Source organism: Flavobacterium sp. HJ-32-4, assembly GCF_022532105.1.
Taxonomy (GTDB): domain Bacteria; phylum Bacteroidota; class Bacteroidia; order Flavobacteriales; family Flavobacteriaceae; genus Flavobacterium.
The window spans coordinates 1,005,474-1,021,393 of record NZ_CP092832.1 but is presented as its reverse complement, the minus strand read 5'-3'; the positions used below and the strand labels follow the sequence as shown (position 1 = coordinate 1,021,393).

Here is a 15,920-nt window from a genome sequence, read left to right as displayed (position 1 = left end):
AACCTTAGCAGGTGTGAGCCCTACCTGAATTCCTATTTCGACCGCAATACCAATAAAAAAAGCCCCTCGTCTGAGGAGCTTTGTACCCGGAGCCGGGCTCGAACCGGCACGGTTTCCCACTGGTGTTTGAGACCAGCGCGTCTACCAATTCCGCCATCCGGGCAAAAAGTGGTTTTGGTGGCTGCAAATGTACATATTTTTCTGTCTTTGCATTGAAAAATACTTAAATTTTTACTTTCATACCCCGATTTTATTCCTACCTTTGCGCCTCGCTTAGGCGAAACACAACAACTAACTACTTTACAACACATTACGATGTCACACAACGAACCGGAAGCAAAGATTTTTGCGTGTTCGCAAAGTGTCTATCTGGCGGAGCGCATCGCCGAAAGCTATGGTGTGCCGCTGGGTAAAGTTACGTTCTCACATTACAGCGATGGCGAATTTCAGCCTTCGTATGAGGAATCGATCCGCGGCCTGCGCGTTTTCATCGTCTGCTCGACCTTCCCGTCGGCCGACAACCTGATGGAACTGCTGCTGATGATCGATGCGGCCAAACGGGCTTCCGCCCGCCACATTACGGCCGTGATCCCATACTTTGGTTGGGCCCGCCAGGACCGTAAAGACAAACCACGCGTTCCCATAGGAGCGAAACTGGTTGCCAAACTGCTCGAATCGGCCGGAGCCACCCGCATCATGACGATGGACCTCCACGCCGACCAGATCCAGGGTTTCTTTGAGAAGCCGGTTGACCACCTTTTCGCCTCGACGATTTTCCTGCCGTATGTCAGGAGCCTCGAACTGGAGAACCTGACCATCGCCTCACCCGATATGGGAGGTTCGAAACGGGCCTATGCCTACTCGAAATTCCTGACGTCCGATGTCGTGATCTGTTACAAGCAGCGCAAAGCCGCCAACAAGATCGAATACATGGAACTCATCGGGGAAGTGAAAGGCCGCAATGTCATCCTGGTGGACGACATGTGCGACACCGGAGGGACACTGGCCAAAGCCGCTGACCTCATGATGGAACGTGGTGCGTTGAGCGTTCGGGCGATTTGCACACACGCAATCCTCTCGGGCGATGCCTATGATAAGATCGAGAAGTCGCAACTGAGCGAACTGATCGTCACCGACTCGATTCCCCTTAAAAAGGAATCCAGTAAAATCAGGGTGGTGAGCTGCGCCGGACTCTTTGCCGAAACAATGCAACGGGTACAGCACAACGAGTCGATCAGTGGGAGTTTTTTGATGTAGGAGAAGATCGGGAGTTCGGAAGTTCGGAAGATGGGGAGAATGGAGTCGGGAAGTCCGGAAGAAGGAGAGACTGGAGGTTGTAACTAGCGGAAGCTGTTGCGGGTTGACCCGATAAGGTCAGTTTAGCAGTTAACCGCGTTAGGGATTGAAGCGGATATCCTTTTGTGACGACAGGAACAAAAGATAGCAGCGGAAAGCCCGGGCCGGAGGCAACGCCCTAAAAAGGCCTCGCAGAGGGAAGAACTTTTTTATTAATTATATATTCTTTTAACGATGAAATCGATTACCATCAATGGATCAGAAAGAGAAAGCGTGGGCAAGTCGGCAACGAAGGCCTTACGTAATGCTGGAATGATTCCTTGCGTGCTTTACGGAGGAAATCAGGCAGTACATTTCTCAGCTGAAGAAAAAGCTTTTAAAAACCTGGTTTACACTCCTAATGCGCACACGGTCGTAATCGACCTCGGCAGCAAGAAATTCGAAGCGGTGCTTCAGGACATCCAGTTCCACCCGGTGTCTGACAAAATCCTGCACATCGACTTCTTCCAATTGCACCCTGACAAAGAGGTGACGATGGAAGTGCCGGTGAAAATCGTAGGTACGTCACGCGGTGTATTGGCAGGTGGTGTACTCCGCCTTAACCAACGTAAACTGAAAGTGAAGTCGATCCCGGCGAACCTTCCGGATTACGTAGAAGCTGACATTACCGAGCTCGAAATGGGCAACAAACTGTATGTCACCAAACTGCACTCTGACAAATACAAACTGCTCCACCCAGACAACACCGTGGTGGCCCAGGTACGTATCTCGCGTGCGGCCATGAAGGCGGCTCAAGAGGCAGCGAAAGCAGCAAAAGCGCCTGCAAAAGGAAAGAAAAAGTAATTTTTCAACACCTGATAGAAAAGCACCGGTCATTTGGCCGGTGTTTTTTTTATGAGTGAGGCGGGATGACATTTAACAAAATAGGCGGTTTTTCCGTAAAACGGTGTCGTCGGGAATGTGTAGCTTGTGTTAGGGGAGGGGCGGATGCGTCCCTTACGAAACGCGGTGGACATGGTAGTACGGGAAAACCGCATCTTTTGTTAAAACTGCGGACGGAATGAAGCGGGATTTCCTGTTGTTTTTTGGCAGCAGCACTCCCCTTCTCCCCTTCGCTTTTCAAACCCGCTGTCCGCTCGTAGTCCTCGGTCCGGCCGGGGCGTTGCGGGCCGCGGTTCCGCAGCCGCGCCGCCAACCGCCCGAACCTGTGGGCTACCCGCTTCCATCGGGGCTGCGGGGAGGTCGTGGGGTTCCACAATGACCTAACGGGTAGGGCTTCAATCAGTCCGTGTACGTGATTCCAGTTTCTGCGGCTTCGTTTACGCCCGTCACCATCTCGCACTTCCAGCACTTCTAAAACCAGCCAGTTGCACCTCATACAAACGCGCAGACGGCTTTCAACCTTTAACAAAACGTACGGTTTTCCAGTAACACAGTGTCGTCGGAAATCCGTAGCTTGTCATAGGGGAGGGGTGCATGCGTCCCTTACGAAACGCTGGCGACATGGCAGTACGGGAAAACCGTATCTTTTGTTAATTTAATCACGCACTGCCTACCCGTGACCTTTGCGTCCAAACGGTTGATGCCACGATCGGAAATCCCTATTTTTGCAACCATGAACTGGCTATCAACCATATTTTCTACAACGAAAAAAGAGCCGGATACCGATCCCATGAAGAAATTCCTTATAGCCGGACTTGGCAATATAGGCGCTGAATACGCCGCTACCCGTCATAATATTGGCTTCCTCATACTCGACTACCTTGCGGAAAAAGAAGGACTTTCGTTTGAAACGGTCCGACTTGGCGCACTCGCCAAATACAGCCTGAAAGGGCGTACTTTCTTCCTGCTAAAACCCAACACCTACATGAACCTCAGCGGTAAAGCCGTCAAATATTGGATGGACGCCGAGAAAATCCCGGCCGAGAACGTATTGGTCATTACCGACGATCTCAATCTGCCTTTTGGCACTATACGCATCCGTGGTAAAGGAAGCGACGGCGGACATAACGGGCTTAAAAACATCAACCTCGTGTTGAACTCGCAAGACTATCCCCGCTTTCGCTTCGGGATTTCCGACGCCTTTAAAAAAGGGCAACAAGTCGATTATGTACTCGGTGAATGGAGTGCCGACGAACGCGCCCTGTTGCCGCCACGTCTCGACCTTGCCTGCGACATCATCCGGTCGTTCGGGTTGTCGGGGCTGGCGCATACGATGAACACCTATAACGGCAAATAAGCGATTCCGGAAGAGCAGCTAGGCTTTCTTACGTGACGCAATTTCCTTTGCGATTTCCGCTTCCTGCGACTTTTTTTGCTTCGAGTTCCGCGCAATAAAATAGCCAATGGCCAATGGAAAGAAGGTGAAAAAGGCATAGCGCCCCTGAAGGATACCGAACAGGGTGATGCCGATGGTCATGCCGACCACGAAAGCGTCCAATACTCGGTAGTTTCGGATTTTCTTTAAGCGGGCGACCAACTCGTCGTCGCTCAGGTGTTTCAGATTTCCTAAATGTTCCATAAGAGAGTAATCGTTCAAATATACACCTCGAGAACAAAAAAAGAGGCCCGAAAGCCTCTTTTTCTATACTAAAATCGGGGTGATTACTCTACCACGATCCGTTTTACGGTTTTGCGTCCGCCGTCGTTTAATGACAGCAGGTAAACACCGGCCTGTGCATTGTCAAGACGAATATCCTGACGGAACGCGCCCTCACCGTCGAAAGAACGGTTGAAGATGGTGCGTCCCTGCATGTCGTATACCATAACATCCACTTTAGCAGAGGTTACCTTATCCGACTGAATCGTAAAGAAGCCGTTGCTTGGGTTTGGATAGACAGAGAACGTAAGGGCTTCCGGCGTATCGAGGCCCAATGCAGGTCCAACTGAACAAATGTTCAGGTTCCATTGTTGGATAGAACCTCCATCGCCCTGCACCGCATCCTGTACGCGCAGTGTCCAGGTGCCCGTTGAACTCTCTCCATTCAAAGCGGATAGGCTCTGCGAAGGCTTAATAGTTCCGGTCACTACCGGAGCACCACCCGCGCATACGAGGGTTGCACCCCCATCGTCGAACGTTGCGTTGATATTGTTCAAGTCACCACATACCCCTGAAAGGAGTTGTATTTCAGTTCCTGCGGGACTGATAAGAGTAACTGTCAGGTCTTCTACGTAGCTGTGATTGATACGCACATAGGCGTTAACGTCCGCTATCGTAACACCACTGGCAATTGACAGGGTAGAATTTACGGTAGAAGGCGCACCCGTACTGATGGTTACCGGAATATTCGTAGACGTTGAAGTAGCGCAGTTGATCTGGCCCGTCTGGAATTGGAACGCATTTCCGTAAACCCCCGTACATAAGGTGTTGTTAGGACGTACCCTCCAATAATAGGTAGTAGACTGGAGCAATCCGGTAACCGTATACGACGTTGCTGTGGTTGTGCCAGATGCTACGATGGTGGTAAACGCTGCATCAGTTGCTACCTGAACATCATAAGACGTCGCGTTGGTAGCCGGTTGCCATGTAAGCGCTGGGCTGGTCGAAACCGGCGTCGCCAGGTTAACAGGCGAAACCAGTGTAGCTGGTGAAATACCTACACCCAGATACGTATTCATCGTCTTGGTGACAGCGCCCGATGTCGAGGTTATCGCAATGGTGTAAAGTCCGGCAGTAGCCGCATTCAGACCACTTACGGTCATTGTCACGTTTCCGCTTGCCGTCATGCTGGAAGGCTGGAAGTTTACCGTCGTGCCCGCCGGGTTCCCGGTCGCGCTGAACGTGGTTGTTCCGCTAAAGCCTGCCAATGCTGTGTAGGCAATTGTATAGGATACGCTGTCCGTGCCAGGGCAAATCGACTTGTTCTGCTCGCCGGCCACACCATTGAAACTGATGGCTTGGGTAGCGGTTGGCGCCAATACGGTAAAGTTCGTATTGCTGATGTCAAAGAAAATATGGTTGTGGCCTTTCACCATTATGCGGCGACCTGATCCGGCTGAATCCGGAACGGTGACCACTTCTGATCCGTCGTTCGGCACATCACTTGCCAACAGGGTCGGATAGGTATTACCCGTGTCAGTTGAGAAATAAATATCGACAGTGGGCGTATTGATACCGTTTGCGGTCGTCCCCGCCACATTCCACGTAACGTTGGTGTTGGTGCCTGCTGTAAGTGATACCGCCGTATTCGGAGCCGTTATCACAAACGGACCCGCTTCATCATTTACCGTCACCTTCATAGCATCGGTCTGGGTTTGTCCGCCATTTGCATTATTGTCGCGAACGGTAAGCGTAAAATTCAGGTCACGTGCCACATTCGAAACCGATTCGAAAGATCCGGTGATCGCATTAGCCTTGATGCGCGACATGGCTGGGAAATACCGAAACGGAACGGCTACCGGGTCAAAGGAACGGAATGTCGGTCCGACGGTTTTCGTCGCGCTTGCGATACTCGCGTTCCCACTCGTTGCGTTGGTAGCGTCGTCGAATTGCTCCCAACAATACGTCAGGGCATCCCCTTCCGCATCCGTGGCGGAACCTGTCAGGATGAACGGCGTTCCTTTCGGGACAATATAATCGGCACCGGCATTCACCACCGGTGGCGTATTGGTCAGGTTCGTCTCAGTTGCACAACTTTTGGTTTGGAGGTTGGCCTCAATCTGGATGATATTGGCGTACGTAAAATAATCGTCAGAATGTGACTGTACGTCTGTCGTAGTACCTGTAATTCCAGCGTATCCCATAATCGTCGATCCGCTTCCCGGTTCTACGTTCGTACCCGAGCCTTCGAATGACACCGAGTACGAGTGCGTACCTCCCAACTGGTGGCCCATTTCGTGCGCCACATAGTCAATGTCGAAGGTGTCGCCTTCCGGAATGCCGTCGGATGGTGACGTAATACCGCTACCTTTCTGGTTGTCTTCACACACACAGCCAATACAGCCGGCGTTACCACCACCTCCGGTCGCACCGAAAAGGTGACCCAGGTCGTAATTCGCTTCTCCGATAACCGAAGTCAGCGTGTTTTGAAGCTGTGTGTTCCAGTTGTTCATTCCGGAGGCCGCAGAGTACGGATCGGTCGATGCGTTCGTATACACCACGTCGTCATTATTCGCTATCATGATGAGTTCAAGTGCCAGATCGATGTCGTATACGCCATTTACACGGGTCATGGTCGCATTCATAGCGGCAAGTACACCGGCAACGGTACCGCCGTGGTAGACGCCGTATTCACCTGTGCACGACAAGGCGAGACGGAAACTACGGTACACCTGGTCGCTTGTACGCGCCTGCATTTGTGGCATAGCGGAAAGACCCTTCTGAAGCGCCACTTCATCGGTTTTACATGCTAATGGCAGTGCCCCGCTGGTGCGCGTTCCCGACTGGAAAAGCACGTAAACGGAACGGTCTTTGGTGTACGGCTCGATAAATTCCGAACCGTTGGCGCGCAGGATCATTACCTGTATACCACGTGGATCAAGGCTGAAGTACGCCGTTGCCGTGGCATCGGTTACACCTTTACCTATATAAGCGCGGATGTCGGGATATTTTGCCTGCAATTCAGGAGCAAAATTCGATTTCTCCCACACCCGGAACTGCTCGGTTCCTTTAGAGGTTGGAAGTGTAATGAGTACGCCGGCGGCACCTGAAAAACGCTTGGTGACACCCGAAAGGGCTGTTTTGAATGCCGCCTGGTCAAAGGTGAACAGACGTTGATTTTCATCCTGTGCCGTCGGGTGGATCAAGGTTTTACCCTTGGCCGCTCCCGGATTCACTTCTGTCCAAGTGTTCTGGGCGTAGGTTCCCATAACGGAAAGAAGGAAAAAGAAAATCAGTAACTTTTTCATCATGAGGGTTATTAGTTTGTAAGTAAGGCGCCAAATGTATTGAAAAAAACGTCGATTTTTGCGCGTAATAAGGAAAATTTAGCAATGTGATTCGAAAAGTCGCAACGTGTGCAATTCTGGTGTTTTTTATGATTATGTGCCGCGGGCCACTACTGCCGGGATCAGCCCGGTCTGTAGTGGTGTCGGGCTTTCCCGCTACCGACAGTTGCTCGGCCCGCCTCTTTTCCGGGCGTTCGTTCTCGGTTACGAAAGGTAGTGCTGGGCAACCGCAGCTACAACTTGAACCGTCTTCCAAGACCCATGTTCTCGTCTGCAGATGGGAGCGTCGCGCCAACCGACATCCTGATGGAAAGGCATGGGAAGAAATCGCAGTGGAATGGCAACACCATGACCCTACACAACTCACAAAGGTGGTATACGGCCGCTTTGGATCGGCTTCCGCCGGATACCAAACACTACCAGTTACCAATGTTACATGGGAAGTCGACCACCGCACGCGGCACCTGAAAGTCCGTCCACCCGGACGCCGCACCGAAATCGATCTGGTTTTCCTACTAACTGAACCGCCCCGGGTGCCATAATTTCAATGGTATGCCGTACTTTTGCCCCCGATACGATTTGCTTTGAGGATTTACCACGCCATAGAGGAGTTTTCGACCGCCCAGCGCACCATTGTGACGCTTGGTACTTTTGACGGCGTTCACATCGGGCACGCACGTATCATCCAACGCCTGAAGGACGCCGCCGCCGAAACCGGATGCGACACCCTGCTGTTGACGTTTTTCCCGCATCCCCGAATGGTCTTGCAGGATCCCTCCCGTATCCGCCTGCTGAATACTTTGGACGAAAAAGCCAGCCTGTTGGAAAAAGCCGGACTCGACCATCTGGTCGTACATCCCTTCGACAAGGATTTCGCCAACCTCACCGCAGAAGAATTCGTCAAACAGGTGCTGGTCGACCGCTTCCATGTGCAGCGCATCATCATCGGATACGACCATCGTTTCGGACGGAACCGGACAGCAGACATACACGACCTGAAGCGGTTTGGCCTGCAATACGACTTTGAAGTCGAGGAAATACCGTCGCAGGATATCGATGCCGTATCGGTGAGTTCTACCAAGATCCGTCTCGCTTTGGAAGAAGGCGATGTTGCAAAGGCCAAAAGCTACCTCGGATACGAATACTTCCTCACAGGAACGGTCGTAACCGGATGCCAGATCGGTCGTACCATCGGCTTCCCAACAGCCAATATCGAGGTGGCCGAACCCTATAAACTGATTCCCAAACAGGGTATTTATGTCGTATGCAGCGCTATCGGCGACCGGAAGGTCTACGGGATGATGAGCATCGGCACCAACCCGACGGTAAACGGCGACAGGCAAACCATTGAGGTATATTACTTCGATTTTGAAGGTGACTTATATGGAGCTACGCTATCGGTGTCATTTTTGGCCCGTATCCGTGACGAAGAACGCTTCCCATCGCTGGAGGCGTTGAAAGAGGCGCTGCACCGCGACATGGATTTCTCCCGCGCGTTCATCCAACAATGGGAAAAGTGACGTCGCGCCTGTTCCGAAAGGTCGACAATGCCCCTATCATATTGTTCCGTATTTTTCTCGGGGCGCTGCTGGCCGTTGAGTGCTTTGGCGCTATTGCTACCGGGTGGATCCGCGCGAATTTCGTTGAACCAAAATTTACCTTCTCGTATATCGGTTGGGAATGGCTTCAACCGCTTCCGGGCTATGGCATGTATGCTTACTTCGCGCTGATGGGCCTCCTGGCTTTACTGGTCATGCTCGGCTACCGCTACCGTTGGTCGCTTGGCTTTTTCACGCTGTTGTGGACGGGCGCCTACCTCATGCAGAAGTCCTCTTATAACAACCACTATTATCTGTTGTTGCTCACCTGTGTGATGCTGTGGTTTCTTCCCGCCGCGGATGACGTGTCGCTCGATGCCCGCCGACGCAAAAGTCGTAGAAGGCAGATGCCACAGTGGTGTGCGTGGGTGCTTATGTTCCAAATCGCCATCGTCTATACGTTTGCGGCGGTGTCTAAAGGATACGCCAGCTGGCTTGACGGAACCTTCCTTCGGATTGCATTACAACCGGTATCCGAGCGGATGCAACTGCCGTGGCTTGTAAGCAACTGGTTTACTTTGGTCCTCGCCTGGGGCGGACTGTTCTTCGATGCGTTTGTCGTTCCGCTGTTTGTATGGCGTCGTACCCGCACGGTAGCACTCGTTGCGTCACTGATATTCCACTGTTTCAACGCGGTCTTTCTCCAGATTGGCATCTTTCCCTTTTTTGCGTTGTCGTTCGTGGTGTTCTTTTATCCGCCCGAACAAATCCGGAAGGTTTTCTTTCGTCGGGAATCGACGCTTCCGGTAGTCGAACCAAGCGATGCCAGACCCATTTTGTATGGCTTTTTCGTGCCGTTCCTATTGGTGCAACTGGCCCTTCCGCTGCGCCATTGGTTTATAGAGGGGGATGTTTTATGGACGGAGGAAGGACATCGACTTTCCTGGCGGATGATGCTGCGGCAACGCACCGGCTACCTGCAATTTCATGTGTGGCACAAGGGAACGGAACTCCCCTACGACTACCGCACCGAACTCACGCCGAAACAACAATTGTTCGTCGCAACCAAGCCGGATGGCGCCTGGCAGATGGCCCAATACATCCATAAAAATTTCGCGCAGCGCGGATTCGACGTTCAGGTGTTTGCCGATTGCCGGGTGTCGATTAACGGTGCACCCGAAGCCGTGCTGATTGATCCAACCGTCGACCTCGCCCACACACCATGGGAACCCTTTCGCCACAACCCGTGGATTACCCCCTTCCCTACTCGTCCCTGACCGTATTCGGGTTTAATTTTAGTTAAATTTTGGTTCGTTTAGCGAATCCGTTCGTACATTTAAGAGTACAACGCACGCTATTGAACGTTCCATCAAACACAAATACCCATGAAATACGCACGCGAATTAACCAACGGCTTTCTCATTTTTCTTGGCATCGGGCTTTACTTCATCCTATTGGAAGTACTCGGACTTTCCGGTGTATTCTGGCTCCGCATCTTCAACGCCTTCATCGTGATGTATGGCGTGAACCGCACCATCAGCGGGAACGTGAAGGACGGTTTACGGGGTTATAACAAGAACTTCCTTTCCGGACTCATCACGTCGTTGATCGGCGGCGCGCTCAGCATCGTTGGACTGTTGATTTATATCGAAGCAATGGGTGGCATCAACTACCTGCGGAAACTGCCTGATAGTTTCATCTTCGGCGGCGGCAAACTGAGTGTTTACATGTATTGTATCGGATTGACCTTCGAAGCGGTCGCAGCCTCACTGGCGGTTTGCTTCTGCCTGATGCAATACTGGAAAGACAAGGTCGAACAGATCAACCGGGTCAACTAAGTGGCCATCACGACCCATCATAGCCCCGCGTTTTCCCTAAGGCGGGCGGCGATTGCATTTTAGCCCGTCAAAGTTTTATAACCCGTATTTTTTTACGTTATTTGCAACCGCATTTTTAGAGAGGTGGCCGAGTGGTCGAAGGCGCACGCCTGGAAAGTGTGTATACTCCAAAAGAGTATCGAGGGTTCGAATCCCTTCCTCTCTGCAAAATTGAAATGCTCCCTATGGGGAGCATTTTTTATTTGGAATAGCCTGTGCTTTTGGGATATACAACAAACAGATAAAGGCAAAACGACCGGTCGCTCTTATTTTCTATACATCATTTCTTCCTCAAGATCGATAAACCGTATCTCTTCCCGTATGAGCGCTTCGTCTAAAAACACTTTATTCCTGTTTTTGGTCAGCAGCCAGTCGCGTTGGTATTGCAGGAGCTGAGCGTAGATACGCCGCGATTCCGGATCTAAAATCCGCACCTCTTCCGCGTCTTTCATCAACTGATAGTGATCCGCCAACTGCGAGAAAAATGCATGGGAATGACGCTTTTCCGGAAAGTGGCGATCCAGAAAGGCAAGTGCCTGATGGGCGAGTTCTTTTTTAAGCATCAACGCGATATCGTCTTTTGAATAGACCTCATCAGGATCGGTGAGTTTTACTTTCCGGATCAGCAACGGCAGTGTCAGCCCCTGTACCACTAACGTCACCAAAATAACCGTGAACGTAATAAAAAGGATCAGATTCCGGTGGGGAAACAGCGTTCCGTCCGCCAGGTTGATCGGGATTGACAGTGCAGCGGCCAACGAAACGACACCCCTCATTCCGGCCCATCCCACAACCAACGGCGCCTGGTATCCCGGATTTCTCGCATCGGCTACGGTGATGAAATGCTTCGCGACCCATGTTACCACCACCGCCATATACGAAGCCACCAACCGGATCGCAATGAGCAGGAAACTGATAATCACACCATACGAAATGGCGGTAGGTAGCGGCACTCCTTCAACGGCCAATCCCTTTGTTATTTCGGGTAATTCCAATCCGATGAGCAGGAAGATACAGCCATTGAGCAGAAAGCACAAACTTTCCCATACGTTCACCGCTTTCAGCCGAACGTCACTGGAAAAGATTGTGTAGCGTCTCGTTGACAGCAACAAACCGCCGCTCACCACTGCGATAACACCGGAGCAGTGGAGTTCCTCTGCCACGATGTATATCAGATACGGCGTGATGAACGTGAAAACAATGTCCATATTGGCATTTGTGGGAAGGCGCCTGTGCAGTTGCATAAATACGAATCCAATCGCAAGTCCCACGCCCAAACCGCCGGCTATCATCCATCCAAAACTAAGTAAGGCCTCCTGCCATATGAACTGCCCTGTTGCGACCGCCACCAACGCAAACCGGAAAACAATCAGTGAAGATGCATCGTTCAACAAACTCTCCCCCTCGAGAACCGACGCCATTCTTCGCGGCACCTTTACAAACTTCAAAATAGCCGAAGTGCTGACGGCGTCGGGCGGAGACACAATGCCTCCGAGTAAAAAGCCGAGGGCAAGTGAAAATCCGGGAATGATAAAGTTGGCAAACAACGCAACGCAAACCGCAGTAAAGAACACCACCACAAAGGCGAAGCTGAAGATAATCCGGCGCCATCGCCATAGCTCTTTCCAGGAAATGGCCCACGCAGCTTCATAGAGAAGCGGTGGTAAAAACAACACAAAGAGCATTTCGGGCTTTATCCTGACGGACGGGATATCCGGAATGAAGCTAATCGCCAGGCCGCTAATGACCAATAGAATAGGATACGCCACTCGCATTTTATCGGCCAGCATGATTACAAACACGATAGCCGCCAGTAACGCCAGGATGAAAGAAAAGTTCTCGATCATATGCCGCGTGGCTTAATTCAGTCGTTTGTATTCATTTGGCGTCAATCCCACCTTCTGTTTAAATAAACGAGTGAAGTGCTGCGGATATTTAAAGCCTAACTCATATGCGATCTGGCTTATGGATTTATCGATATCAAATACGCGGGTTTTGGCCACATCGATGATTTTGGTTTGTATGTATTCCTGCGCCGATGTGCCTGTTTCCTTTTTAATCAAATCGCCAAAATAATTGGCCGAAAGGTTCAACTCGTTGGCGCAATAGGCAACAGTTGGAATCCCGATGCGCTGCGGCTTATCTGATTGGAAGTACCCGTTCAGTAAGGCTTCGAACTTTTCAAGCGTGCCTCTATTAAGGTTTTCCCGCGTTATGAATTGACGGTCGTAAAAACGGTTGCAGTACCGCAACAACAATTCAATGTTTGATGCGATGAGGGTTTTACTATGCCTGTCGATCGACTGTTGCAATTCATACCTGATCTTGTAGAAGCAGTCCATAATGAGTTTTCGTTCCTTCTCCGACAGGTGTAAAGCTTCGTTGATGTTGTATGAAAAGAAGGAATAGTCATGGATCTGCTTGCCCAATGGCGTGTTGTGGATAAGATCCGGATGGAAGACCAATGCCGTTCCGTAGGGTTGATAGTAGTCGTTGTTCAGGACTTCCACCACCTGGCCCGGACTAAAAAACACCAAAGTACCTTCCTGATAATCATAATGACTGTTTCCGTATTTGACATCGCCACAGTTGACCTGTTTCAGTACAATGCAATAGACATTAAACGCCATCTTATACTGTCGCCTGGGGTGGGCTTTGGATAAATCAACGATACTTACCAACGGATGGAGCGTTTCGTTGTTATTGAATTGGTCGTAATCGGCTATCGTTTTGAAGTGGATGAAATTCATAGGATGTGTAATTGCACAACGAAAATATGGCATTTAAACGACTGATGCGCAATTCAGTAAGCCAATCGGTAATAATGGTAATTATTTAGGTAATCCGTATACAAGGGCATCCTCTGATCTTGTTGAATTTTGTCCTGTCATTTAATGAAAAAACATGAAAACGAGAAAATTGGGCGCTAGCGGATTAGAAGTATCGGCTATCGGATTAGGTTGTATGAACCTGAGTTTTGGAACAGGTCCGGCGACCGACAAACAAACCGGAATCAACCTCATCAGGGCGGCATATGAAAAAGGCGTAACCTTCTTCGATACCGCTGAATTGTATGGCCCCTTTACAAATGAAATCCTGGTAGGCGAGGCCATCGCCCCTTTTAGAAAAGAGGTGGTGGTAGCGACTAAGTTCGGTTTTGCCCACGAAAACGGGCAGGTAACGGGGACGGACAGCCGGCCAGAGACGATCCGTAGGGTTGTCGAACAATCGCTAAAGCGACTGAATACGGATGTAATCGATATCCTTTACCAACATCGTGTTGACCCTAATGTGCCGATGGAAGATGTGGCCGGTACGGTGAAAGACCTCATTCAGGAAGGGAAGGTAAAACACCTTGGCCTTTCTGAAGCGGGCGCAACGTCTATTCGGACCGCCCACGCCATTACACCGGTGGCAGCCGTACAAAACCAATATTCACTTTGGGCACGGGAACCCGAGAAGAACGTGATTCCCACCTGCGAAGAACTGGGCATCGGTTTCGTGCCGTGGGCGCCGCTGGGCACCGGATTCTTAACGGGCAAAATCACGCCCGACACCAAATTCGACAGCGAGACCGATTTACGGGCTACGTTTCCACGATTCACGCCCGACGCAATCCGGGCGAACATGCCCCTGATCGAGATGCTTACTACCATCGCCCAAGAGAAAGAGATCAGCACGGTGCAACTGGCGTTGGCCTGGCTATTAGCCCAAAAACCCTTTATCGTTCCTATTCCCGGAATGGATAAAATGACCTATCTAAACGAGAATATGGGCGCGGTGGACGTCGAAATAACCAAAGCCGACTTAGACAGAATCGACCGTGAATTGGCCCAAATCGACATTCAGGGCGCCCGATTGAACGAAGGGTTGCTTACCCTGACGGAGGAACAGTAAACGCATCTCACCAACGGCCTGTTTCAACCTACCGACTATGGAAAAAGCTACCGGTAAAAACAACGGAATCAACAGAAGGGAATTTGTCACCCGATCGGTGCTGGCATCGGCCGGCCTGGTAATAGGGAACACACTTCTGGCAAATGCCTTTCATCAAATTAAACCTACTATGGATACGAAACCGACAGGTAGTAACGGACTTACTACAAGAAAACTGGGAACGCTCGCCGTTTCTGAATTGGGATTTGGATGCATGAACATTGCCTGGGCCTACGGTAACCCAACTCCAAAGGAAGACGCGATCCGCGTGATACAGTCTGCGTATGAAAAAGGCATCCGTTTCTTTGATACCGCCGAGGTATATGGCCCCTTTTACAGCGAAGAAATGGTGGGACACGCGCTGAAACCTTTCCGAAATGACGTGGTGATTGCCACCAAATTCGGTTTTGAGGTCGACCCGATAACAAAGGAACGAAGGGGACTTAACAGTCGCCCTGAGTATATACGCCAAAATGTAGCGCGTATGCTGAAACGTTTGCAAACCGACCACATCGATCTGTTATACCAACACCGGGTTGACCCGAATGTACCGATTGAAGACGTCGCCGGCACGATGGCGGATTTGGTGAAGGAAGGAAAAATCAAACACTACGGCCTATCAGAAGCCGGAGCCGCTTCGATCCGGCGCGCCCATGCCGAATTCCCTGTTACGGCCGTGCAGAATGAATATTCGTTCTGGACAAGGGATCCGGAACACGAAGTCTTGCCGGTTTGTGAAGAGCTGGGCATCGGTTTCGTTCCGTGGAGCCCGTTGGGTATGGGCTATCTGACCGGAAAAATCAAACCCGGACACGTCTTCCATGAAACCGACCTGCGACTGATTGCCGGCTTTCCGCGATTTACGGATGAAGCGCTGGCCAAAAACCAGCCCATCGTTGACATCCTGCAAGCGATGGCTGACAAGAAAGGCGCTACTCCGGCCCAAATAGACCTGGCGTGGTTACTGGCGCGAAAACCGTTTATCGTTCCCATCCCCGGCACCACGAACCTGACGCATCAAACCGAGAACATAGGCGCCGTAGGAGTGAAACTAACCTCCGAAGACATGGCAGAGTTGGAAACCGCCTTTTCACATGTGCAGGTGTTTGGCAAACGTGCACCTGAAGCTATTGCGGCCGCCCATGACATCGGCGCCAGCCTGGGTTCGAGTTCAACAGGAACACACGGAAAAAGTCCGTTACGAAAATAAACCCGTATCATACACACAAAATATCATGGAATACGTAAAGTTTGGAAACACCGGAATAGAGGTTATAAATGATGTGACGTCAACCTGTTGCGGGATCGATCCGCCCCTGCTATAACGCGCCAAAAAACAGCGACACGGGATGAAAGCAACCCTTCTACTCTTTTTCCTCTTACTAAG

13 protein-coding genes and 2 tRNA genes are annotated in these 15,920 nt (G+C 50.9%); 10 read left to right on the top strand and 5 right to left on the bottom strand.

Annotation, left to right across the window (positions count from 1 at the left end; genetic code table 11):
* Positions 1 to 83: 83 nt before the first annotated feature.
* Positions 84 to 163: transfer RNA gene (locus MKO97_RS04165), tRNA-Leu, on the bottom strand.
* 152 nt (positions 164 to 315) lie between these two features.
* Between MKO97_RS04165 and MKO97_RS04160 the strand changes: the two genes are divergently transcribed.
* The 3 genes from MKO97_RS04160 (at position 316) to pth (ending at position 3,535) form a co-directional block, all read left to right on the top strand.
* Complete coding sequence (locus MKO97_RS04160; RefSeq protein WP_241104812.1) at positions 316 to 1,257, top strand: ribose-phosphate pyrophosphokinase; 942 nt, start codon at positions 316 to 318, stop codon at positions 1,255 to 1,257.
* Positions 1,258 to 1,530: 273 nt separating this feature from the next.
* Complete coding sequence (locus MKO97_RS04155) at positions 1,531 to 2,139, top strand: 50S ribosomal protein L25/general stress protein Ctc (protein ID WP_241104811.1); 609 nt, start codon at positions 1,531 to 1,533, stop codon at positions 2,137 to 2,139.
* An 829-nt stretch (positions 2,140 to 2,968) separates the two neighbouring features.
* Entirely contained in the window at positions 2,969 to 3,535 is a 567-nt protein-coding gene (pth, locus tag MKO97_RS04150) for an aminoacyl-tRNA hydrolase (protein ID WP_241104810.1), read from the top strand.
* 18 nt (positions 3,536 to 3,553) lie between these two features.
* Here pth and MKO97_RS04145 read toward each other — a convergent pair whose 3' ends face one another.
* Together MKO97_RS04145 and MKO97_RS04140 are read right to left on the bottom strand one after the other, a co-directional pair.
* Positions 3,554 to 3,817: a hypothetical protein gene (locus MKO97_RS04145; RefSeq protein ID WP_241104809.1), complete on the bottom strand. Its 264-nt coding sequence runs from the start codon at positions 3,815 to 3,817 to the stop codon at positions 3,554 to 3,556.
* An 83-nt stretch (positions 3,818 to 3,900) separates the two neighbouring features.
* A complete protein-coding gene (locus tag MKO97_RS04140) occupies positions 3,901 to 7,143 on the bottom strand; it encodes a reprolysin-like metallopeptidase (RefSeq protein WP_241104808.1) in 3,243 nt (1,080 codons plus the stop codon).
* 128 nt (positions 7,144 to 7,271) lie between these two features.
* On the opposite strand from MKO97_RS04140, the gene MKO97_RS04135 reads away from it, so the two are divergent.
* From MKO97_RS04135 to MKO97_RS04115, 5 genes are all read left to right on the top strand, one after another.
* Positions 7,272 to 7,724, top strand: a complete 453-nt coding sequence (locus MKO97_RS04135) for a hypothetical protein (RefSeq protein WP_241104807.1) — start codon at positions 7,272 to 7,274, stop codon at positions 7,722 to 7,724.
* Positions 7,725 to 7,766: 42 nt separating this feature from the next.
* Positions 7,767 to 8,702 (top strand): bifunctional riboflavin kinase/FAD synthetase, encoded by a 936-nt coding sequence (locus MKO97_RS04130; RefSeq protein ID WP_241104806.1) that lies wholly within the window; start codon positions 7,767 to 7,769, stop codon positions 8,700 to 8,702.
* Positions 8,699 to 9,997, top strand: a complete 1,299-nt coding sequence (locus MKO97_RS04125; protein WP_241104805.1) for an HTTM domain-containing protein — start codon at positions 8,699 to 8,701, stop codon at positions 9,995 to 9,997. The genes MKO97_RS04130 and MKO97_RS04125 overlap by 4 nt, the downstream gene beginning before the upstream one ends.
* 108 nt (positions 9,998 to 10,105) lie before the next feature.
* A complete protein-coding gene (locus MKO97_RS04120; protein WP_241104804.1) occupies positions 10,106 to 10,558 on the top strand; it encodes a hypothetical protein in 453 nt (150 codons plus the stop codon).
* Between the two features lie 117 nt (positions 10,559 to 10,675).
* Positions 10,676 to 10,763 (top strand) — tRNA-Ser (locus MKO97_RS04115).
* A gap of 100 nt (positions 10,764 to 10,863) precedes the next feature.
* Here MKO97_RS04115 and MKO97_RS04110 read toward each other — a convergent pair.
* Positions 10,864 to 12,444 (bottom strand): Na+/H+ antiporter, encoded by a 1,581-nt coding sequence (locus MKO97_RS04110; RefSeq protein WP_241104803.1) that lies wholly within the window; start codon positions 12,442 to 12,444, stop codon positions 10,864 to 10,866.
* Positions 12,445 to 12,456: 12 nt separating this feature from the next.
* Positions 12,457 to 13,347: an AraC family transcriptional regulator gene (locus MKO97_RS04105; protein ID WP_241104802.1), complete on the bottom strand. Its 891-nt coding sequence runs from the start codon at positions 13,345 to 13,347 to the stop codon at positions 12,457 to 12,459.
* 154 nt (positions 13,348 to 13,501) lie between these two features.
* Here MKO97_RS04105 and MKO97_RS04100 point away from each other — a divergent pair, with 154 nt between their 5' ends.
* Both MKO97_RS04100 and MKO97_RS04095 read left to right on the top strand, forming a co-directional pair.
* Positions 13,502 to 14,494, top strand: coding sequence for an aldo/keto reductase (locus MKO97_RS04100; RefSeq protein ID WP_241104801.1), 993 nt, complete (start codon positions 13,502 to 13,504; stop codon positions 14,492 to 14,494).
* 37 nt (positions 14,495 to 14,531) lie between these two features.
* A complete protein-coding gene (locus MKO97_RS04095; RefSeq protein ID WP_241104800.1) occupies positions 14,532 to 15,743 on the top strand; it encodes an aldo/keto reductase in 1,212 nt (403 codons plus the stop codon).
* Positions 15,744 to 15,920: the final 177 nt, after the last annotated feature.